General features: G+C 75.5%; 14 protein-coding genes and 1 riboswitch. Of the genes, 4 read left to right on the plus strand and 10 right to left on the minus strand.

Annotated elements, in window-relative coordinates; translation table 11 throughout:
* Nucleotides 1-294: 294 nt before the first annotated feature.
* Nucleotides 295-1080, minus strand: coding sequence for an ABC transporter ATP-binding protein (locus ACFV61_RS02895; RefSeq protein WP_380489714.1), 786 nt, complete (start codon nt 1078-1080; stop codon nt 295-297).
* 135 nt (nt 1081-1215) lie between these two features.
* Complete coding sequence (locus tag ACFV61_RS02900; protein WP_063351505.1) at nt 1216-2241, minus strand: iron-siderophore ABC transporter substrate-binding protein; 1026 nt, start codon at nt 2239-2241, stop codon at nt 1216-1218.
* Between the two features lie 105 nt (nt 2242-2346).
* On the opposite strand from ACFV61_RS02900, the gene fhuB reads away from it, so the two are divergent.
* From fhuB to ACFV61_RS02915, 3 genes are all read left to right on the plus strand, one after another.
* Nucleotides 2347-4521 (plus strand): Fe(3+)-hydroxamate ABC transporter permease FhuB, encoded by a 2175-nt coding sequence (fhuB, locus tag ACFV61_RS02905; RefSeq protein ID WP_380489716.1) that lies wholly within the window; start codon nt 2347-2349, stop codon nt 4519-4521.
* A gap of 21 nt (nt 4522-4542) precedes the next feature.
* The gene (fes, locus tag ACFV61_RS02910; RefSeq protein WP_380489718.1) at nt 4543-5658 is read left to right on the plus strand and encodes an enterochelin esterase; all 1116 of its coding nucleotides are present in this window, start codon (nt 4543-4545) and stop codon (nt 5656-5658) included.
* Between the two features lie 96 nt (nt 5659-5754).
* A riboswitch (guanidine-III (ykkC-III) riboswitch) is annotated at nt 5755-5815 on the plus strand.
* Between the two features lie 12 nt (nt 5816-5827).
* The gene (locus tag ACFV61_RS02915; protein WP_063349849.1) at nt 5828-6682 is read left to right on the plus strand and encodes an MBL fold metallo-hydrolase; all 855 of its coding nucleotides are present in this window, start codon (nt 5828-5830) and stop codon (nt 6680-6682) included.
* Between the two features lie 24 nt (nt 6683-6706).
* Here the strand turns inward: ACFV61_RS02915 and ACFV61_RS02920 are convergent, their stop codons facing one another.
* Genes ACFV61_RS02920 through ACFV61_RS02935 form a run of 4 tightly spaced genes read right to left on the minus strand, consistent with a single transcriptional unit; the run spans nt 6707 to nt 16197 of the window.
* Complete coding sequence (locus ACFV61_RS02920; RefSeq protein WP_380489720.1) at nt 6707-7258, minus strand: Uma2 family endonuclease; 552 nt, start codon at nt 7256-7258, stop codon at nt 6707-6709.
* Nucleotides 7259-7305: 47 nt separating this feature from the next.
* Complete coding sequence (locus tag ACFV61_RS02925; protein ID WP_380489722.1) at nt 7306-8694, minus strand: DHA2 family efflux MFS transporter permease subunit; 1389 nt, start codon at nt 8692-8694, stop codon at nt 7306-7308.
* Nucleotides 8691-8876 (minus strand): MbtH family protein, encoded by a 186-nt coding sequence (locus tag ACFV61_RS02930; RefSeq protein WP_063349847.1) that lies wholly within the window; start codon nt 8874-8876, stop codon nt 8691-8693. The genes ACFV61_RS02925 and ACFV61_RS02930 overlap by 4 nt, the downstream gene beginning before the upstream one ends.
* On the minus strand, nt 8869-16197 hold the full coding sequence (locus ACFV61_RS02935) for an amino acid adenylation domain-containing protein (RefSeq protein WP_380489724.1): 7329 nt from the start codon (nt 16195-16197) through the stop codon (nt 8869-8871). Before ACFV61_RS02935 ends, ACFV61_RS02930 begins: the two co-directional genes overlap by 8 nt.
* Nucleotides 16198-16321: 124 nt before the next feature.
* Here ACFV61_RS02935 and ACFV61_RS02940 point away from each other — a divergent pair, with 124 nt between their 5' ends.
* On the plus strand, nt 16322-17446 hold the full coding sequence (locus ACFV61_RS02940; RefSeq protein ID WP_380489726.1) for an amidohydrolase: 1125 nt from the start codon (nt 16322-16324) through the stop codon (nt 17444-17446).
* Nucleotides 17447-17613: 167 nt separating this feature from the next.
* On the opposite strand, the gene ACFV61_RS02945 is transcribed toward ACFV61_RS02940, so the two are convergent.
* From ACFV61_RS02945 to ACFV61_RS02960, 4 genes are read right to left on the minus strand one after another with little or no spacing between them, the layout of a single operon-like run.
* Nucleotides 17614-18378: an AMP-binding protein gene (locus ACFV61_RS02945; protein WP_380489728.1), complete on the minus strand. Its 765-nt coding sequence runs from the start codon at nt 18376-18378 to the stop codon at nt 17614-17616.
* Nucleotides 18378-18602: a phosphopantetheine-binding protein gene (locus ACFV61_RS02950; protein WP_063349844.1), complete on the minus strand. Its 225-nt coding sequence runs from the start codon at nt 18600-18602 to the stop codon at nt 18378-18380. The genes ACFV61_RS02945 and ACFV61_RS02950 overlap by 1 nt, the downstream gene beginning before the upstream one ends.
* A 5-nt stretch (nt 18603-18607) precedes the next feature.
* Nucleotides 18608-19249, minus strand: coding sequence for an isochorismatase family protein (locus tag ACFV61_RS02955; protein ID WP_380489730.1), 642 nt, complete (start codon nt 19247-19249; stop codon nt 18608-18610).
* 13 nt (nt 19250-19262) lie between these two features.
* Nucleotides 19263-20954, minus strand: coding sequence for a (2,3-dihydroxybenzoyl)adenylate synthase (locus ACFV61_RS02960; protein WP_380489732.1), 1692 nt, complete (start codon nt 20952-20954; stop codon nt 19263-19265).
* Nucleotides 20955-20970 lie beyond the last annotated feature (16 nt).

Below are 20970 nucleotides of genomic sequence, written 5' to 3' on the forward strand. Positions count from 1 at the left end.
CCCGCCAGGCCAAGAACATCACCCTCACCGCCGTCGCCAACCACTTCGGCGTCTGGCCCGCCACCATCTCCACCCTCGAACGCGGCACCCGCCGAGACGACGACCTCGCCAACGCCTACCGCGAATGGCTCACCACCGCTTGACAACCCATAGGAGCATCAAAGCGGCGGCCGGGGAGGCTGTTCCGCGGCTTCCGGGGCGCAAACCCGTCGAACGAGTGAACGGGACAGGGCGGCACGCCGCCTGCCCCGCCACCCGTCTCCCGTCGCCCGCCAGGTCACACCTGACGCATCGTCAACGTACTGACGCCGCCCGGGGGACGATCACCGGAGCGCCGTCGCCGGGGGCGGCGAGCACGTCGCTGTCGATGTCGTACAGCGCGCGCACCAGCGGTGCGTCGACCACCTCGCGGGGCGGGCCGCAGGCCACCACCGAGCCGTCGCGCAGGGCGACGACCAGGTCGGCGTATCGGGCCGCCGCCGCGAGGTCGTGCAGCACCATGACGACCGTCCGCCCGCCGGCGGCGACCTCGCGGACCAGTTCCAGCACCTCGACGGCGTGCCCGAGGTCGAGCGCGCTGGTGGGTTCGTCGAGCAGCACGACGGGCGCGTCCTGGGCGAGCACCATGGCGAGCCAGCAGCGCTGCCGCTGGCCGCCGGAGAGGCGGTCCAGCCGGCGGTCGGCGAGCTCCTCGACGCCGGTGGCGCGCAGCGCCCGCGCGGTGAGCCGCTCGTCGTCGGACGACCACTGGCGGAAGAGCCCCTGGTGCGGGTGGCGGCCGTAGCGGACGAGTCCGGCGACGGTGACCGCCTCGGGGGCCTGCGGGCTCTGCGGGAGCAGCGCGACCCGGTGCGCGGCCTGGCGCGGCCGCAGCCGCCAGACGTCCTCGCCGCCGACCAGCACCCGCCCGCCGTCCGGCCGGTGCAGCCGGGCGACGGCCCGCAGCAGGGTGGACTTGCCGCAGCCGTTCGGGCCGACGACGGCCACCACCCGGCCGGCCGGGACGGTGAGGTCGACGCCGGCGAGCACCGGGCGGCCGGGGCCGTAGCCGGCGGTGAGGCCCTGGATCGTCAACTCCATCGAGGGTTCCTTCGGTTGGAGGGGGCTGCGGGCCGGCCGGGCGAGGTGCCGGCCGGCCGGGCACGGGCGCGGGCCCGGCCGGGTACGGGCCCGAGCGCGGACACGGGCCCGGAACGGGGCCCGAACGCGGGCCGGTCAGGAGGCGGCGAGCGCCTTGCCGATGTCGCCGATGACCACGTCGGCCGCGAGCGGCCCGCCGCGGGTGGACCAGACCGAACCGTCCACGGTGACGGCGTGCTTGTTCTTCACCGCGCCCAGCTCCTGGTAGGCGGGCTTGGACTGGACGTCCTTGAGCGCGGTCTTGCCGTCGTCGGTGAGGGTGGACAGGAACAGCCAGTCGCCGTCGATCTCGGCGAGCTTCTCCAGGCTGAGCGCCGGGCTGTGCGCGTTGCCGTCCTTGTCCTGCGCGGCCGGGCGGGTGAGGCCCATGTCGAGGGCGACGCCGCTGGCGAACTGCTTCTTCTCCATCCAGCTCGGCCCGGTGGGGTTCCAGCGGACGATGGAGACGGCCGCGCCCTTGTTCTTGCCGAGGTCGCCTCCGGCCTTGGCGGCCTTGGCCTCGTAGTCGGCGATCACCTTGTTGCTCTGGTCGAGCTTGTTGACGGCGTTTCCGATGCCGCGGAAGGCGAGCTTCCAGTCGTCGGTGGGTGCCATGGTGACGAGGGTGGCGGGGGTGATCTCGCGCAGCTGCTTGAGCATCTGCTCGTCCTGCATGTCGCCGGCCAGGATGAGGTCGGGCTTGGCGGCGATGACCTTGTCCATGACGGGCTGCAGCAGGTTGCCGACCACCGGGACGCCCTGGACCTTGTCCTTGAGGTAGGCGGGCGGCTCGTTGAGCCCCTGGCCGTTGGTGATGCCGACGGGCTTGACGCCGAGGGCGAGCACCGCGTCGAGGTCCTCCTGGGTGAGGGTGACGATCCGCTGGGGCGCGGCGGGGATCTCGACGGCCTTGCCGGTCGCGTCCTTGACGGTGCGCTTGCCGCCGGCCGCGTCCGCCGCCGGGCTGCCGGCGGCGGTGGAGCCGCCCGCGGAGCCCGAGGATCCGGAGGAGGACCCGGAGGAGCCGCACCCGGCGAGCAGGAGGGCGGCCGCCCCGGTGACGGCCAGCGCCCGGGCCGCGCGGCGGCGGACGGGGTGGAGCGGGCTCTGGGCGAACGGCATGGGTGCCTCCGGGCAGCGGTGGTACGGGGGTTGGGCGGCGTCCGGGTGACCCGGCACGGTGGCGGTGCCCACAGGACGATGCGCTCATTAGGTTAGCCTTACCTTATGACATTGTCGCAAGTGGGCGCCCCCGGGGAGTCCCGCACCGAGCCGGACGCCCCGCCGCCACCGCCGCCACCGCCGCCACCGCGCGGGGACGGCCGCTGCGCCGCCTGGCCGATCGCCCTCGGCGCGGTCGCGGTCCTGCTCGCCCTCGCCGCGCTCTCGCTGTCCGTCGGCGCCGGGGAGGTCGGCCCCGGGCGGGTGCTGGACTACCTGCTGAACCGCCACGGCGCCCGCGCGGACAGCCGGCTCGCCCTCGTCGTCGGCGACCTGCGCCTGCCCCGCACGGCCACCGCCCTGCTGGTCGGCGCCGCACTCGGGGTCGCCGGGGCGCAACTGCAGTCCGTCACCCGCAACCCGCTCGCCGAGACCGGACTGCTCGGCGTCAACGCCGGCGCCTCCCTGGGGGTCGTGCTCGGCATCGCCGTACTCGGCATCCAGACCTCGTACGGGTACCTGGCCTTCGCCTTCGGCGGCGCCGTGCTCGCCAGCACGCTGGTGCTGCTCATCGCGGGTGCCCGGGGCGGGTCGCCGATGCGGCTGGTGCTCGGCGGCTCGGCGGTCGGCGCCACCTTCGGCGGGCTCACCGGCGTGCTGATCGTCAACTCGCCCGAGGCGTACGACCGGTACCGGGTGTGGGTGCTGGGCTCGCTGGCCGGTGTGGAGGGCTGGACGACGCTGCGCCAGCTCGCCCCGGTGCTCGGCGTGGGCTTCCTGCTCGCCCTGCTCGCCACCCGGCCGCTCACCGCGCTCGCGCTCGGCGACGACCTCGCCCGCGGCCTCGGCCACCGCCCCGGCGCCACCCGGGCCGCGGTCGCCTTCGCCGTCACCCTGCTGACCGCCTCGGCCGTCGCGCTGGCCGGCCCGATCTCCTTCCTCGGCCTGCTCGCCGGATTCCTGGCACGGACCGTCGCCGGCCCCAGGGTCGGGCAACTCACCGTGCTCGCAGGGCTGTTCGGCGCCGCCGTGCTCACCGGGGCCGATGTGCTGGCCCGGGTGGTGGCCCGCCCGTTCGAGGCGCCGGTGTCGGTGATCGTCTCCCTGGTCGGCGCCCCCGCGCTGATCGCGATCGTCCGCTCCCGCCGGACCGCCGCGCTCGGCATGGCCGATCCGGCCGAGCCCGCCCCCGTCCGGCGGTCCGAGCCGCCCGCGCCCAAACCCGACCTGGTACTGCGGCGCGGCGCCTGGTCGCTGCTGCTCCCCCGCCGGGCGCTGCTCGCCTCGCTCGCCCTGGCCGCGGCGCTGCTCGCCGTCGTCGTCGTGTCCGCCCACGCCGGGCAGAGCGAACTCGGCCTCGGCCGCACCCTCCAGGCCGTGTTCGGCTACGGCGACCGGCTGGACGTGCTGCTGGTGCAGAAGTTCCGGCTCGGCCGGATCGTCGCCGGGCTCGCCGCCGGCGCCGCCCTCGGCCTGGCCGGCTGCCTCACCCAGACCCTCGCCCGCAACCGCCTCGCCACCCCCGAACTGCTCGGCGTCAACGACGGCGCCACCGCCGCCGTCCTGATCTCCGCCACCGTCTCCGGCACCTTCGGCGCCTGGTGGGCCGGCCCGCTCGGCGCGCTGGCCGCCGTCCTGGTCGTCACCCTGGTCTCCGGCGGGCTCGGCGCGCAGGGCTACCGGGTGCTGGTCGTCGGCCTCGCGATGTCCGCGCTCGCCTCGGCCGTCATCCAGGTCGCGCTCGCCCGCCGCTCGCTCAACTCGGCCGGCTCCCTTTACGTCTGGACCTCCGGCAGCCTCAACGGGCGGGACTACGCCGTCGCCACCCCGGTCCTGATCGGGCTGGCCGTGCTCGTGCCGCTCGCGCTGGCGGCGGCCCGGCGGCTGGCGGTGCTGCGCTTCGACGACAGCGTGGCCGCCTCGCTGGGCGTCGACCCGGGCCGGGTCCGGCTCGGCTGCCTGCTGCTGGCCGTCGCGCTGGCCGGGCTGGCCGTCGGCGTGTGCGGGCCGGTCGGCTTCGTCGCGCTGGCCGCGCCCGTGATCGCCGGGCGGCTGGCCGGGCCGGCGCGCGTGCCGGTCCTCGGCTCGGCACTGACCGGCGCCGTCCTCGTCGTGCTCGCCGACACCGTGGGGCGGGTGCTGATCGGCGGGGTGGAGATCCCCGTCGGCATCGTCACCACCGTCCTCGGCGGCCCCTTCCTGCTCTGGGTGCTGCTCGGCCGCAAGGGCACCCCCGCCTAACCTCCCCGAGGAGTCCCGCAGATGGAAACCCTTCCCCTGGTCGCGCCCGATCCGGCCGACCCCGCCTACCGCCTGGTCACCTTCGTGCACGAGGACGCGTCGTGCGACGGCGTGCTCGCGCTCCTGCACACCGTCACCGACAAGGACCGGCACGCCGGCGACCTCGCCCCGCACCTGATGACCCGCCGCGACGACGGCCGTTGGTCGATCACCTACCGGCTGCGAGCCGACCACCGGGCGTCCTACCAGCTGTACCCGTTCCGGGGGGACGCCCCCGGCACCACCCGGGCGGACTGGCTGCGCGTCCTCGACCACGCCCGCCCCGACCCGCACGACGCCGCCCCCCGGCTGCCCGCCCGCGACGGGCGCCACCCGTCGTCCGTGCTCAGCCTGCCCGACGCCCCCGCCCAGCCGTACGCCCGGCGGCGCGACGGCGTGCCGCGCGGGCGGACGGTGGCCCACGAGGTGGCCGGGCGGCGGGTGGACGTCCACCTCCCCGCCGGTGGCGGAGCGTCCGCCGGTGGCGGGCCGTTCGCGGTGGCCGTGCTGCTGGACGGCGAGATGTGGGGCGAGGTGCTGTCGGTCGGCGACACCCTCGACAACCTGGCGGCGGACGGCGCCATCCCGCCCACCGTCGCCCTGCTCGTCCACACCATGGGCCCCTGCCGCCCCGACGACCTCAGCTGCAACCCGGCCTTCGTCGACCTCCTCGCCGACCGCCTCCTCCCCTGGGCGGCAGCCGAGTTCGGCACCACCACCGACCCGGCCGGCACCGTCATCGCCGGCCAGAGCGCGGGCGGCCTCACCGCCGCCTTCGCCGCGTTCCGGCGCCCCGACCGCTTCGGCGGCGCGCTCTGCCAGTCCGGTTCCTTCTGGTGGCCGGACGAGACGGAGTTCGACGAGGGCAGTGAGTGGCTGACCCGCCAATTCGCCCGCGAGCAACGGCGGGAGGCCCGGTTCTACGTCGAGGTCGGCCTCCAGGAGTGGATGCTGCTCCCGCAGAACCGCCACCTGCGCGACGTCCTCACCGCCCGCGGCTACGACCTCGCGTACCGCGAGTTCAACGGCGGCCACGACTACGCCTGTTGGCGCGGCGGGCTGGCGGACGGGCTGGCGCACCTGCTGGGGCGTGCCTGACGGTTCCCGGCGAATCGGCGGACCGGCGGACCGGCGGACCGGCGGACCGGCGGACCGGCGCGCAGCGACGGGGGCGTGCTAGCGTCCCGGTGGCGGCGCGCCGGTGACCGCCCCGGACGAGATGTGCGCCGTACCCGGCCCGCCAAGACGACGCACCCAGGGAGACGTCATGGCCGCCGGTGCCCCGATCGCCCGTCCGCTCGACGTGCGGTGGATCCACGGATCCCCGTCCGCGAAGCACAACACGGACCCGGACATCCAGGTCCACGCGTACGACGAGCACACCGTCATCCTGCGGCAGAACAAGGCGGTCAACTACGAGGCGCCGTTCCTGTTCCTGCTGTTCGGGGGCGAGCGGGCCGTCCTGATCGACACCGGGGCCACCGCCTCCGCCGCGTACTTCCCGCTGCGCACCGTGGTCGACGGGCTCATCGACCGGTGGCTCGCCGACAACCCCCGCGACGGCTACGGGCTGCTCGTCCTGCACACCCACCCGCACGGCGACCACGTCGCGGGCGACGGGCAGTTCGCCGACCGGCCCGCGACGACCCTGGTCGGCGCCGACCCGGCCACGGCCTGGCCGTACTTCGGCTTCGACCAGGACCCGGACGCCGTCGCGCGGGTGGACCTCGGCGGCGGCCGGGTGCTCGAATGCCTGGCCACCCCGGGCCACCACCCGGCGGCCGTCACCTACTACGACCCGTGGACGGGCCTGCTGCTCACCGGCGACACCGTCTACCCGGGCCGCCTCTACATCGACGACTGGCCGGCCTTCACCCGCACCGTCGACCGGCTGATCGACTTCGCCGAACGCCGCCCCGTGACGCATCTGCTCGGCTGCCACATCGAGATGACCCGCACCCCCGGCGTCGACTACCCCATCCGCACGACCCACCAGCCCGACGAGCCGCCCCTGGAACTGACCGTCGGACACCTCCGGGCCATCCGCACCGCACTCGCCGACCTCGGCGACCGGCCGCGCCGGCACGCCCTGCCCGACCTGATCCTCTGGCCGAGCGCCTGAGCCCATCGGTCAGGCGCTCGGCGATCAGTCCTTGTACGGGACGAGCCGCGCGAGGTCCAGTTCGAAGCCGAACGGATCGGGAACGCCGATCGTCTCGCCGAAGTCCCGCTCGGTCCTCGTGTGGTACCGGTCGTGGTTCGGCTCGGAGAACAGCGTGGCCGTCCGCTGCCGCGGGTCCACGATCAGGTAGAGCGGGAAGCCCATGCGCGGGTAGTCGCGGACCTTCCCCGTCCAGTCGTTCTCGGGATTGGACGGGGAGACGATCTCGACCGCGATCAGGGCCAGCTCGGCGGGGATGTCGTGGCCGGCCAGGTCGATGACGTCCTCGGGCAGGTACGTGAGGTCGGGATTGCGCACGGAGCCGACCTCGGGTGAGGAGAGATCACTGTTCCCGGTGGGGAAGTAGCCGGGAGGGCAGTGCGCCTCGAACTGGCGTTGGACCAGCGCGAGGTTCAGCTGGTGGACCGACGACGGTGACGCCTGCATGACGATGATGTCGCCGGACAACTCCACCTTGTAGCCGTCCGGGAGACTGCGCCGGGCCTCTTCGAGAAGACGGTAGCGCTCGGGGTTCATGGACTCTCCTCCAGTGCTCCGGCCACCGTACGGCAGCCGGAGCCGATTCAGGGTGCCGGCGCCTCCCGGGGGAGGCGGGTGGTGAGGAGAGTGCCGGCGGCGACCAGGGCGGCGGTGAGCAGGAGGGCGAGGCGGTAGGGGCCGGGTGAGCCGCCGTCGGTGTCCAGGGCGCCGATGAGGGCGGCGGTGGCGGCGATGCCGAGGGCGCCGCCGAGGGTGCGGACGATGGTGAACAGGCCCATGGCGCGGCCCATCGCGGGCCCGGGGACGTCGGCGAAGCCGGCGATCTGGACGGTGAGCACGGCGGTGCCCAGGACGAGCCCGACCGCGAACATCAACGCCCGTACGGCCCAGGGGTTCTCGGCGAAGCCGAGGGCGGCCAGGACGAGCGCGGCGAGCAGCAGCGCGGGCAGCGCGAGGCGGCGGGGGCCGAACCGGGGCAGCAGGCGGTCGACCACCTGCGAGGCGGCCATCAGGCCGATCGCCTCGGGGAAGACGCTCAGCCCTGCGTCGAGGGCCGAGGCCCCGAGGGCGGCCTGGTAGAGCAGCGGGAGGACGAACAGGGCGCCCATCAGGCCGGCCGAGGTGAGCAGGGCCAGCCAGGTGGCGGTGCCGAAGGTGCGGTCGGCGAGCTGCCGCAGGTCCACCAGTGGTTCGGCGACGCGGAGTTGGTGGCGCACGGCGATGCCGAGCAGGAGGAGCCCGGCCACGCCGCCGAGCGCCACCGGGGGCGAGGACCAGCCGTGCGCCGGGCCGAAGCCGAGCGCGTAGGTGAGCAGTCCGAGGCCGGGGGTGGCGAGCAGGAAGCCGGTGGTGTCGAAGCGGCCGGCCGGGGGCTCGTCCGCCGCGCGCAGGCCGATGAGCCCGGTCGCGACGGCCGCGACCCCGATCGGCACGTTGACCAGGAACAGCCAGTGCCAGGAGAGGTGTTCGGTCAGGAGGCCGCCGAGCGGCGGGCCGAGGGCGGGCATCAGGGCGGTCGGGACGATCAGGATCCGGCCCAGGCCGGCCCGCTCGTGCGGGGCGAAGGCCCGGAACAGCAGGGTCATCCCGACGGGGGTGAGCAGTCCGCCGGCCACGCCCTGGACGGCCCGCGCGGCGGCGAGCGAGCCGAGGCCGGGCGCGGCGGCGCACAGGGCGGAGGCGAGGGTGAACGCGGCCAGGGAGCCGAGGAAGACCCGCTTCACGCCGAACCGGTCGCCGAGCCAGCCCGCCACCGGCAGGCCGACGGCGAGGCCGACCAGGAAGGCCGTCTCGACGGCGTTGGCGGCCGAGACGGGCCGCCCGAAGTCCTCGGCGATGGTGAACAGCGCGGGGTTGACGATGGTCGAGTCCAGGCCGTTCATGCACATCGCGGCGGTGTAGACCACGACCACCGCGGCGCGCCCCGCGAGCAGGGGGCGCGCCCGGGCGGCCTCGACGGCCGGAGGGGTCACAGGTCGGTCCAGTGGGCGGTGATCCACTGCACGGCGTCGGCGCGCTCGCACGGGCCGTGGGAGACGTTCCAGCCGGCCGGGACGGCGGCGAAGGCCGGCCAGAGCGAGTGCTGGCCCTGGTCGTTGACGAGGGCGAGGAACTCGCCGTCACCGTCGAAGGGGTTGGCGGGGGCGTCACTCATCGGAGGACTTCTCCAGGTGGTCGGTGATCACGCGGGCGATGTGCGCGATCGGGGCGGGCAGGGTCATGTCCTTGTGCGAGCAGGCGACGTCGGTGTTGTCGATGCGGCCGGACACGTACGGGGTCCAGAGTTCGGGCACCAGGGTCTCGTCGATGGTGTCGACGGTGGCGCGGAAGAACAGCACGTCGCCGTCGAAGGGGCGGTGGTCGTGGCCCCGGACGAGGTGGTTGGTGTTGAGGTAGATCCGGTTGAGGGCGGCCACGGTGGCGTCGTCGAGCCCGGCGAGCGGGCTGCCCTCGCGGCGCAGCAGCTCGGTGACGGCGGCGAGTTCGAGCGGCCGCCCGGCGAGGTCCTCGGGGCCGTAGCCGCCCATGGTGAGCAGCGCCTCCAGCGCCTCGGCCTGGTCGGGGACGGGCAGGTCGCGGAAGCCCTCGGCGGGGTAGGCGTCCAGGATCGCGAGCAGTTCGACGGCGTGGCCGAGGTCCTGGAGCCGGACGGCGACGGCGTGCGCGATGATCCCGCCGGTGGACCAGCCGAGCAGCCGGTACGGTCCCTCGGGCTGGGCCTCGCGCAGCCGGTCGACGTAGTGCGCGGCCAGTTCGTCCAGGGTCTGCGGCAGGGGCCGGGCCGCCGTGGCGGCGCCGACGCCCTGGGCCTGGAGGCCGTAGATCGGCTGGTCGGCGGGCAGGTGGCGGATCAGGCCGGTGTAGCACCAGCTGAGGCCGCCGGCGGGGTGGACGGCGAACAGCGGGGTACGGCGTCCGGGCGCGGCGGGGCGCAGCGGAAGCAGGACGTCCAGCGCGTCGGCGCTCTGCGAGCCGGCCGCCAGGGCCGTGTCGAGGGCGGCGACGGTGGGCGACTGGAACAGGGTGCCGATGCCGACGTCCAGGCCGAGCAGTTCGCGGATCCGCCCGGCGAGGCGGACGACCAGCAGCGAGTGGCCGCCGAGGGCGAAGAAGTCGTCGTCGACGCCGACCGCCGCGACGCCCAGCACCTCGGCGAAGAGTTCGCACAGCTGCTGTTCGCGCGGGGTGCGCGGCGGGCGTCCGGCGCCGGTGGCGGGTGCGTCGGGGGCGGGCAGGGCGCGGCGGTCGAGCTTGCCGTTGGCGGTGAGCGGCAGCCGGTCCAGCAGGACGACGGCGGAGGGCACCATGTGGGCGGGCAGTTCGGCGGCGGTGTGGGCGCGCAGGTCCTCGGGGGTGACGGCGGCGGCGGCGCTCGGGTCTTCGAGGCTCGCCGTGGTGACCGCGTAGCCGACCAGTCGCTTGTCGCCCGGGGCGTCCTCGCGAACGACCACGGCGGCGTCGGCGACGCCCGGGTGGGCGGCCAGCACGGCCTCGATCTCGCCGAGTTCGATCCGGAAGCCGCGCAGCTTCACCTGCTGGTCGGCGCGGCCGAAGTACTCCAGGACGCCGTCGGCGCGGCGGCGGGCGAGGTCGCCGGAGCGGTACATCCGGGTGCCGCGTTCGCCGAACAGTTCGGCGTACGGGTCGGCGACGAAGCGCCCGGCGGTGAGGTCGGGGCGGCCGAGGTAGCCGCGGGCCAGGCCGGCCCCGGCGACGTACATCTCGCCGGTGACGCCGGGCGGGACGGGCTGGAGGTGCTGGTCCAGGACGTAGACCCGCAGGTCGGGGATGTTGACGCCGATGGTGCTGCTGCTCCCGGCGGCGGCGGTGGCCCGGTCGAGGGCGATGTAGGAGACGTGCACGGTGGTCTCGGTGATGCCGTACATGTTGACCAGGGTGGGCGCGTCCTCCGGGTGGCGGGCGTACCAGTCGTCGAGCCGGGCCAGTTCGAGCGCCTCGCCGCCGAACACCACGTAGCGCAGGGCGAGTTCGGTTCCGGGGCGGTCCCGGTCGGCGGCGCTGAGCTGGTAGAAGGCGGACGGGGTCTGGTTGAGCACGGTGACGCGCTCGCGGGCGAGCAGGTCGAGGAAGGCCGCCGGGTCGCGGCTGACCAGGTGCGGGACGACGACCAGGCGGCCGCCGTGCAGCAGGGCTCCCCACAGCTCCCAGACGGAGAAGTCGAAGGCGTAGGAGTGGAAGAGGGTCCAGACGTCGTCCGCGCCGAAGCCGAACCAGTGGTCGGTGGAGCGGAACAGCCGGACCACGTTGTGGTGGGTGACGGGCACGCCCTTGGGCCGGCCGGTGGAGCCGGAGGTGTAGATGACGTAGGCGGTGTCCTCGGCGCGCAGCGGGCGGGTGCGCTCGTACTGGGCCAGCGGCGTGGCCGGGTGGGCGGCCGACTCCGGGCCGTCGACGAGCAGTTGGGGCACCTGGTGGGCGGGCAGCCGGGGTGCGGTGGCGCGGTCGGTGAGCAGGGCGGCGGGGGCGGCGTCGGCCAGCATGTAGGCGAGGCGGTCGGCCGGGTAGTCGGGGTCGAGCGGCAGGTAGGCGGCGCCGGACTTGGCCACCGCGAGGAGGGCGACGACGAGTTCGAGCGAGCGCGGCAGGGCGAGGGCGACGATGGTGCCGGGGCCGATGCCGTTGGCGGCCAGCAGCCGGGCCAGGCGGTCGGCGCGGGCGGCGAGTTCGGTGTAGTCGAGCTGCTCGTCACCGCAACTGACGGCGACGGCCCGCGGGTTGGCGGCGGCCGCGGCCTCGAACAGCTCGGCCAGGGTGGCGTCCGGGGCCGGGGTGTGCGGGGCCGAGGTGTCCGAGGTGCGCGGGGCCGGGGTGTGCGGGGTGTGCGGGGCCGGGGTGTGCGGGGTGCCGTTCCACTCGACGAGGGCGCGCAGCCGCTCCTCCTCGCCGATCAGCGGGAGCCGGCCGATCGCGGTGTCGGGGGTGGTGGCGGCGGCGGTGAGCAGCCGGGCGAGGCGGGTGGCGAGCCCTTCGACGGTGGCGGCGTCGAAGAGGTCGGTGCGGTACTCCAGGAAGCCGCCGATGCCGCCGTCGGGGAGCTCGCCCGCGTTGAGGGTGAGGTCGAACTTGGCGGTGCCGCTGGGGACGGCGGCGATCCGGGCGGTGAGGCCGCCGCCCAGCGGGTGGGGCTCGTCGGGCCGGCTCTGCCAGGCGAGCATCACCTGGAACAGCGGGTGGCGGGCGAGGGAGCGCGGCGGGTTGAGCTCCTCGACCAGGCGGTCGAAGGGCAGGTCGGCGTGCTCGTGGGCGGCGAGGACGGTGCTGCGGACCTTGCCGAGCAGCTCGCGGAAGGTCGGATCGCCCGAGGTGTCGGTGCGCAGGACCACGGAGTTGACGAAGTAGCCGACCAGATCGGCGGTTTCGGGGTCGTCTCGGCCGGCGACCGGGGTGCCGACGGGGATGTCGGTGCCGCAACCGTGCCGGGTGAGCAGGGCGGCGAGTCCGGCCTGGACGGCCATGAAGACGGTGCCGCCGGCGGTCCGGGCGAGCACGGCGAGGGCCGCGTGCGCCTCGGCGTCGAGGGTGAAGGGCACGGTGGCGCCGTGGTGGCCGGCGACGGCGGGGCGCGGGCGGTCGGTGGGCAGTTCCAGCTGGTCGGGCAGGCCGGCCAGGGCGGTGCGCCAGTAGTCCGACTGCCGCGCGGCGAGCGGGCTGGGCGCCTCGGAGGTGCCGAGCAGCTGCCGCTGCCAGGCCGTGTGGTCGGCGAACTGCACGGCGGGCGCCGGGAGTTCCGGTGCGCGGCCGGCCAGCCGGGCGGTGTAGGCGGCGGACAGGTCGCGGACCAGCGGGGTGGTGGACGCGCCGTCGCTCGCGATGTGGTGGAGCAGCAGGAGCAGGGTGTGTTCGACCGGGCCGTGGGTGAACAGGGTGGCGCGCAGCGGCGGCCGGCCGGTGAGGTCGAAGGCGTGCCGGACGGCTTCGGCGAGCTCGGTGCCGTCGTGCAGTTCGACGGGCGCGGCGGGCAGCACCCGCTGGTACGGCGTGCCGTCCGGCTCCTCGCCGTAGACCGTGCGCAGCACCTCGTGCCGGGCGGCGAGGTCGCCGAGGGCGAGAGTGAGGGCGGTCCGGTCGAGCGGGCCGGTGAGGGTCAGGGCGAGCGGGATGTTGTAGGTGGGGCTGGGGCCCTGGAGCCGGTGCAGGAACCACAGGCCGCGCTGGGCGGGTGACAGCGGCATCCGGTCGGTGCGCGGCACGGGCACCAGCGCGGGGCGGGCCTCGGGCTCGCCGCCGGGGTGCGCGTCGAGCAGCGCGGCGAGCGCGGCCGGGGTCGGGTGGCGGAAGACGTCGGCGAACCCGACGGCGGCGGCGAAGGTCTCGCGCAGCCGGGCGGCGAGGCGGCCGGCCAGCAGCGAGTGGCCGCCGAGATCGAAGAAGGAGGCGTCCCGCCCGGGCGCCTGCGGCAGGTCGAGGACGTCGGCGAACAACCCGCAGACCAGTTCCTCCTGCGGCGTGGCCGGGGCCGTGCCGGGCTCGGCGGCGGCGGGTTCGGGCAGGGCGCGGTGGTCGAGCTTGTCGTGGGCGGTGCGCGGCAGTTCGTCGAGGAGCAGGACGGCGGCCGGGACCATGTGGCCGGGCAGCCGGGCGGCGAGCGCGGCCCGCAGCGCGGCCGGGTCGAGGGCGACGCGGGGGGTGGGGGCGGGTTCGGCGGCGTCCTCCGACATGGCCTCGGCAACGGTCTCGGGGGCGGTCTCGGGGGCGGCCTCGGGGGCGGCCTCGGGAGCCGCCTCGGGGACGACGTAGCCGAGCAGCCGCTTGCCCTGCGGACCGGAGCGGGCGATCACCACGGCCTGGGCGACGCCCGGCAGTTCGGCGAGGACGGCGGCGATCTCGCCGGGCTCGATCCGGAAGCCGCGGATCTTCACCTGGTCGTCGGCGCGGCCGAGGAATTCCAGGGTGCCGTCCGGTCGGCGGCGGGCGAGGTCGCCGGTGCGGTACATCCGGTCGCCGGGCGGGCCGAACGGGTCGGCGAGGAAGCGTTCGGCGGTGAGGTCGGGGCGTCCGAGGTAGCCGCGGGCCAGGCAGGCCCCGGCGACGTACAGTTCGCCGGCGACGCCGTCGGGCGCGGGGCGCAGCGAGCCGTCGAGGACGTAGGCGCGGGAGCCGCGCACCACCCGGCCGACCGGGGCGCCGTCGGGACCGGGCGTCCAGGCGTAGGCGTCGACGGTGGTCTCGGTCGGGCCGTAGAGGTCGATCGGGTGCAGGCCGGCTGCGGCGGTGAGGCGCTGCCAGAGGGCGGGCGGGGTGGCTTCGCCGCCGACCGCGATGACCGCCGGGCGGTGCCACTCCTCGTCCAGGATGCCTTCGGAGAGCAGGACTTCGAGGTAGGAGGGGGTGACGTCGAGGTAGTCGACGCGTTCCCGGTGCAGGTGGCCGGCCAGGGCGGCCGGGTCGCGGTAGGTGGCGTCGTCGAGCAGGTGCAGCTCGTGGCCGTGGACCATCCACAGCACCGGGTCCCAGGAGGCGTCGAAGGCGAACGAGGCGCTGTGGGCGACGCGCAGGCGTTCGCGGCCGGTGCGGCGCATGGCCGGGGCGATGTGGTCCTCGCCGTGGCCCGCGTACAGGTTGGCCAGCGAGGCGTGGGTGACGACGACGCCCTTGGGGCGGCCGGTGGAGCCGGAGGTGTGCAGCACGTAGGCGGCGTGGTGGGGCCGGGGGGCCGGGGGCGCGGTGGCGGGCTCGGCGTCCGCGTCCCCGGGCAGCACGGTGGGCAGGCCGGCCGGCAGGTCCAGTTGGGCGAGGGCGTCGACGGTGCCGACCACGCAGACCGGGCGGGCGTCGTCCAGGACGGCGGCCAGGCGCTGCCGGGGGTGGGCGAGGTCGAGGGAGACGCAGGCGCCGCCGGCCTTGAGCACGCCGAGCATCGCGACCAGGGTGTCCACGCCGCGCGGCAGGGCGAACGCGACCGGCGCACCGGCGCGCACGCCGAGGGCGTTCAGGCGGTGGCCGAGGCGGTTGGCGGCGGCGTCCAACTCGGCGAAGGTGAGGGCGGTTTTGCCGCTGCGGACGGCGACGGCGGCCGGGGTGCGGGCGGCCTGCGCGGCGAACAGCTCGGGCAGCGTCCGGTCGAGCGGCGGCTCCGCGCGCCCGGCGGTGGCGCGGCGCAGGCCGTCCGGGTCGAGCAGGTCGATCCGGGCGATCGGTGTCTGCGGGGCGGTGAGCAGCAGGTCGGTGAGGGCGTCGAGGTAGCGCAGCAGCCCGTCACGGTGGGCGGCGAGCGAGGCGGCGTCGTGGCGGGCGGGGTCGGCGTCGAGGACGAGGCGCAGCGCGCCGCCGGGGGCGGGCGAGACGCCGACGGCGAGGTCGTCGACCGGCCCGGCGGCGAGGTTGCGGACGACGCCGGGCAGGCCGGCCAGGTCGAGATCGCCCTCGAAGGCCTTGATGTTGACCATCGGGCCGAACAGGGCGCGCCGCTCGCCGGTCAGCCCGCGGTCGCGGCGCAGGTCCTCCAGCGGGTAGCGCTGGTGGCGGCGGACGGCGCGCAGTTCGCGGACCACCCGGCGCAGCAGCGCCTCGGCGCTGTCGGCGGGGCGGACGGCCAGGCGCAGCGGGAGGACGTTGGCGGCGGCGACGGGGGTGCGCAGGGCGGCCGGTCCGCGGCGGTTGGCGAGCGGCAGGCCGAGCACGACGTCCTCGGTGCCGGCCAGGCGGTGCAGGTAGCCGGCGGTGGCGGCGAGGAGCAGTTCGGCCCAGGTGGCGCGGGCGGTGGCGGCGGCGCGCTCCAGTCGGTCGCGGGTGCCGGCGGGCAGTTCGGCGGTGAGGCGCAGGGGGGCCTGGGCCGGGGTTGCGGACAGCGCGGGCGCCGGGCTGCCCGGCAGGGTCGCCGGGGTGTCGGCGCCGGCCAGGCGGTCGGCCCAGTAGGCGCGGTCGGCCGGGTACTCCTCGCCGTCCCGGTAGGCGGCCTCCTCGGCGGCGACCTCGGCGAGGGTGGCGAACGGGCGTGCGGCGGGCTCGGCGCCGGTGGTGTGCGCGGTGTACAGCTCGGCGAGGCGCTCGCCGAGGAGGTTCAACGCATAGGCGTCGACGGCGAGGTGGTGGATCCGCCGGTACCACTGGTACCGGTCGTCGGCGAGGCGGATCAGCGCGTGGGTGAACAGCGGGCCCTCGGCGAGGTCGGCCGGGCGGGCGAGGTCGGCGCGCATCCAGGCCTCGGCCTCGGCGGCCGGGTCGTGCGCGGCGCGCAGGTCGAGGTGGTGCAGCGGCCAGCGGCGGCCGGGGCGCGGCTGCTGGCGGGGCGTGCCGTCCGGGCCGGTGACGACGACGGCGCTCAGCGCCTCGGCCTCGTCGACTGCCTGCCTCAGCGCGTCCTCGAACCGGCCCTCGTCGAGCGGGCCGGTGATCTCGACGGCGTCGCCGGTGTTGTAGACCGGGCTGTCGGGGTCGAGTGACTGCGCGTACCAGATGGCGGCCTGGGCGGCGAGCAGCGGGACATCGACGGCCTGGGTTTCGACGGCAGGCATGGTTCGGGGTGCTCCTCGGGGTCCGGCGAACGAAACGCCTAGTTAGGTTAGCCTAATCTAACTTCATATGATCTGGTCAACGGCCTCCCAGTGCGGGGGCCCTGACATCCCGGAGGCGCCGCCCATGCCCCTGACCGCGACCAAACAGGCCGTCCGCGAACGCGTCCACGCGCACCGCGCGGAACTGCTCGCGCTCAGCCACCGCATCCACGCCCACCCCGAGACCGCGTTCGAGGAGCACCGCGCGGCCGCCTGGTGCGCCGAACTCCTGCGCGCCCACGGCTACGCCGTCACCGCGCCCGCGCACGGACTGGACACCGCGTTCACCGCGAGCCTCGGCAGCGGGCCGGTCACCGTCGCACTCGTCTGCGAGTACGACGCGCTGCCCGGCCTCGGGCACGCCTGCGGGCACAACCTGATCGCCGCCGCCGGCCTCGGCGCGGCACTCGGCCTCGCCCCGTACGCCGACCAACTCGGGCTCACCGTACGGGTGATCGGCGCGCCCGCCGAAGAGCGCGGAGCCGGAAAGGCGCTGCTGCTGGAGGCGGGCGCCTTCGACGGCGTGGACGCGGCGATGATGGTGCACCCCTGCCCGGTCGAGGTCGCCGACTTCCGCTCCTTCGCGCTCGGCACCCTCTCCGTCCACTACACCGGCCGCGCCGCCCACCCGAGCCTCAACCCGCACCAGGGGCGCAACGCCGCCGACGCGCTCACCGTCGCCCAGGTCGCCCTCGGGCTGCTGCGCCAGCACCTGCCGCCGCAGTGGCGGGTGCACGGCATCACCACGGCCGCCGGCACCGCGCCCAACCTGATCCCCGACAGCGCGAGCGCGGAGTACGAGATCCGCGCCTCGGCGGCCGAGGACCTCGCGCAGCTGCGCGCCCGGGTCGAGGACTGCTTCCGGGCCGGGGCGCTCGCCACCGGCTGCGAGGTGACGCTCGACCGGCCCGAACCGGACTACCTGGACATGCGCTCCGACCCCGCCCTGCTCGCCCTCTGGCGGGCCAACGCGGCGGCGCTCGGCCGGCCGGAGCCGGTCGAGAGCGGGCCGTTCGCGTGCACCGACATGGGGAACGTCTCCCACGCCGTGCCCGCCATCCACCCGGTGCTGGACATCACCGGCGGCGCCTGCGCCCCGCACGAGGCCGCGTTCGCCGAGGCCGCGGTGGGGGCGGAGGCCGACCGGGCGGTGCTGGACGGCGCGGTCGCCATGGCCTGGACGGCGGCGGACCTGGCGGCGAACGCCTGACAGCCGGCGACTGACGACCGGCGGTTGCCGATCGACGGCTGACGGATAACAGATGACAACTTTCAGATAACAGATTTCAACATCTGTTATCTGAAAGTTGTTCGCTGAATGTTGTCATCTGTTCGCCGCGCTCGCCCTCGCCCCGCCCGTGCCCCGCCCCGCCCCCTTCAGCTGCCGCCCAGCAGCGCCGCCGGCGTCGCCCGCACCGCCGTGACACCCAGCTCCCTCACCAGCTCCCCGACCTCGCCCGGCCGCTGCGGGTCGGCCAGCACCACGGCGGCGCCGGTCCGCAGCGGCCAGAGGAACTCCCAGAGCGGCAGGCCCAGTTGCAGCACCCGGTCGCCAGGGCCGAGCGGGTGGGCCGCCTGGAGCTCGCGCACCCGGCGGTCGGCCTCGGCGTGGGTGAGCCGGACGGCGTCCGGGCGCCCGCCGGGGCCGTACCCGACACACAGCAGGTGCTGCGGCGTGAGCGCCCGGGGCGGGTCGGTGGCCAGCTCGCCGTCCGCGTCCAGCCCGGCCAGCGCCTCCGGCACCCCCTCCCCCAGCACGCAGACCGGCGCGGTCTCCGCGAGCAGCCGCTCCCGGCGTCCGGGCGCGTCCGCCGGGTCCAGCGGCAGGTACGCCGCGCCGGACTTGGCCACCGCGAGCAGCGCGGTCAGCAGCTGCGCCGGGTGGCGGGCCGGCGCCAGGCCGACCACCGCCCCCGGCCGGGCGCCGCGCGCGGCCAGGGCGCGCGCCAGCCGGTTGGCCGCGGCGTTCAGGTCCCGGTACGTGACGACCGCGCCGCCCGCGAGCAGCACGGCGGGGGCGTCCGGGGTCCGGGCCGCCTGCGCCTCGACCGGCCCCACGACGGTGGTCGGCGGGTACTTCGCCGCCCGGTCCGTGCGTGGGGGCGCCTGCGGCCCGGCGGCCTCCAGCAGCACGGTCTCCATCAGGCCGCGCCGAGCAGTGCGGCCCAGGCCTCGACGGCCGGGCGCTCGGCCAGTTGCACGAACGCCACCTCGGCGCCCTCGGCCCGCCAGCGCTCGGCGAGCGCCATCAGCCGGACCGAGTCCAGGCCCCAGTCGGCCAGGTTCTCGTCCAGCGGGACGTCCGCCGGGTCCTCGCCGAGCAGGTCGGCGACCTCGGCCCGGATCCGCTCCACGGTGAAGGCCATGCCCGTCACTTCCCTTCCAGCATCGCGAGGACGGCGTCGGTGGTGGTGACCTGCCCGCAGCGGCCGGCCACCCAGGACAGCGCCGCGCGGTGCTCGTCCGGGCCGAAGTCGGCGACCGCGTCGGCCACCACGAAGGCCGGCAGGTCGCGCATCCAGGCGTCGCAGGCGGTGGCCTGCACCCCGATGTGCGCGTACACGCCGGTGATCACCAGCTGGTCCCGGCCCTGCTCGCGCAGCAGCCGGTCCAGATCGGTGCGCACGAAGGCGCTGTACTTCCACTTGGTGAGCAGCGTGTCGCCCGGTGCGGGGGCGACGGCGTCGGCGATCGCCGTCGCGCGCGGGTCGTCCGGGATGCCCGGGCCCCAGAAGTCCTGCTGGAGGCCGCGCTGGGCCGGGCTCTGCCCGCCGGTCTGGGCCGAGTAGAGCACCGGCATGCCGTGGGCGCGCGCCGCCTCGGCCAACCGGCCGACGTTCCCGAGGAGTTCGGGCACCGGCGCGGCGGCGGCGTCGAAGGCGTCCAGGAAGTGGTTCTGCAGGTCGTGCACCAGCAGCACGGCGCGGTCCGGATCGACCGTCCACTCGACCCGGTTGGCGGGCAGTTCGGTGGCGGCGGGCAGGGGATAGGAGGGAATGCGGGGCAGGCCCACGGTGGTCTTTCCTTCAGTGAGTAGGGAGTGCGGCCGCGATGGCGGCGCGCAGGTCCTTCTTGCTGACCTTGCCGATCCCGGTGGCGGGGAAGGCGTCGACGAACTCGACCCGGTCCGGCACCTTGTACTCGGCCAGTCCGCGCTGGCGTACGAAGCGCTTCAACTCGATGCTCTTCGGCGGCTGTTCGCGGTTCTCGGCGCGCAGGACGACGTAGGCGCAGGTGCGTTCGCCGAGGTAGGGGTCGGGCATCGACACCACCGCCGCGTCGTGCACGGCGGGGTGGGCGAGCAGGTGGTTCTCGATCTCCTCGGCGGCGACCTTCTCGCCGCCCCGGTTGATCTGGTCCTTGGCCCTGCCCTCGACCACCAGGTGGCCGGTGGGGGTGCGGCGGACGAGATCGCCGGTGCGGTAGAAGCCGTCGGCCGTGAAGGAGTCGGCGTTGTGCTCGGGCGCGTTCCAGTAGCCGCGGATGGTGTACGGGCCGCGGGTGAGCAGGTGGCCGGTGGTGCCGTCGGGCAGGTCCTGGTCCTGGTCGTCGACCACCCGGACCTCGTCGTCCGGGGAGATCGGCCGGCCCTGGGTGGTGGTGATCAGCTCCTCCGGGTCGTCCAGGCGGGTGTAGTTGACCAGCCCCTCGGCCATCCCGAACACCTGCTGGAGCGTGCAGCCGAGCACCGGGCCCACCCTCCGGGCGGCCTCGGCGCTGAACTTGGCGCCGCCGACCAGCAGCACCTCCAGGCTTTCCAGGCCCCCCGCGCCGGGGCCGCCCGCGTCGCGCTCGGCGGCGTCCAGCCAGAGCAGGGCCAGCGGCGGCACCAGCCCGGTGATGGTCACGCCCTCGCGCTCGATCAGCGGGAAGGCCGTCTCCGGGTTGGGCCGCGGGCACAGCACCACCCGGCCGCCCGCGTACAGCGTGCCGAGCGAACCGGGCGAGCTGAGCGGGAAGTTGTGGGCGGCGGGCAGCGCGCACAGGTAGACGCTGTCCTCGTCGAGCGCGCACAGCTCGACCGAGCCGCGCAGCGAGTAGATGTAGTCGTCGTGGGTGCGCGGGATCAGCTTGGGCACACCGGTGCTGCCGCCGGAGAGCTGGAGGAAGGCGACGCTCCCGGGCTCCGGCTCCTCGGCCGGACCGGGCCCGTCGCAGGGCACGTCCGCCAGCCGGAGGTGCTCGCCCGGGTCGTCCCCGGCCACCAGGACCAGCCGCAGCGCCGGGCTCTCCGCCTTGACCCGGGAGGCCAGTTCGCGGTAGTCGAAGCCGTTGTCGACGGCCGCGACGACGTAGCCGGCCGCCCCGGTGAAGGAGCAGAAGTAGCCGATCTCGGTGGCACGGTGGGCGGGCAGCGCGAAGACCGGCAGCGCGCCGATCCGGAACAGCGCGAAGACCACCTCGAAGAACTCGGCCACGTTGGGCAGTTGGACCACCACGCGGTCGCCGCGCCCGATCCCCCGGGCGAGCAGCCCGGCGGCCATCCGGTCGGCGCGGCGGTCGAGTTCGGCGTACGTCCAGCGCCGCCCCTCCCCCGCCGGGTCGACGATCGCGATCCGCTCGCCGTGCGCGGCGGCGCGCTCGCGCAGCATCCGCCCGAAGGTCTCGCCGCGCCAGTACCCGGCGGCCCGGTAGCGCTCGGCGAACTCGGCGGGGTACGGGGTGAAGGCGGACTCCTGAAGGGAGACCTGGTCCACAACGGCGAACTGACCCTGCATCAGAAAACTCTCCGGC

The sequence above is a fragment of the Kitasatospora sp. NPDC059817 genome, assembly GCF_042731835.1.
In the GTDB taxonomy this organism is placed as follows: domain Bacteria; phylum Actinomycetota; class Actinomycetes; order Streptomycetales; family Streptomycetaceae; genus Kitasatospora.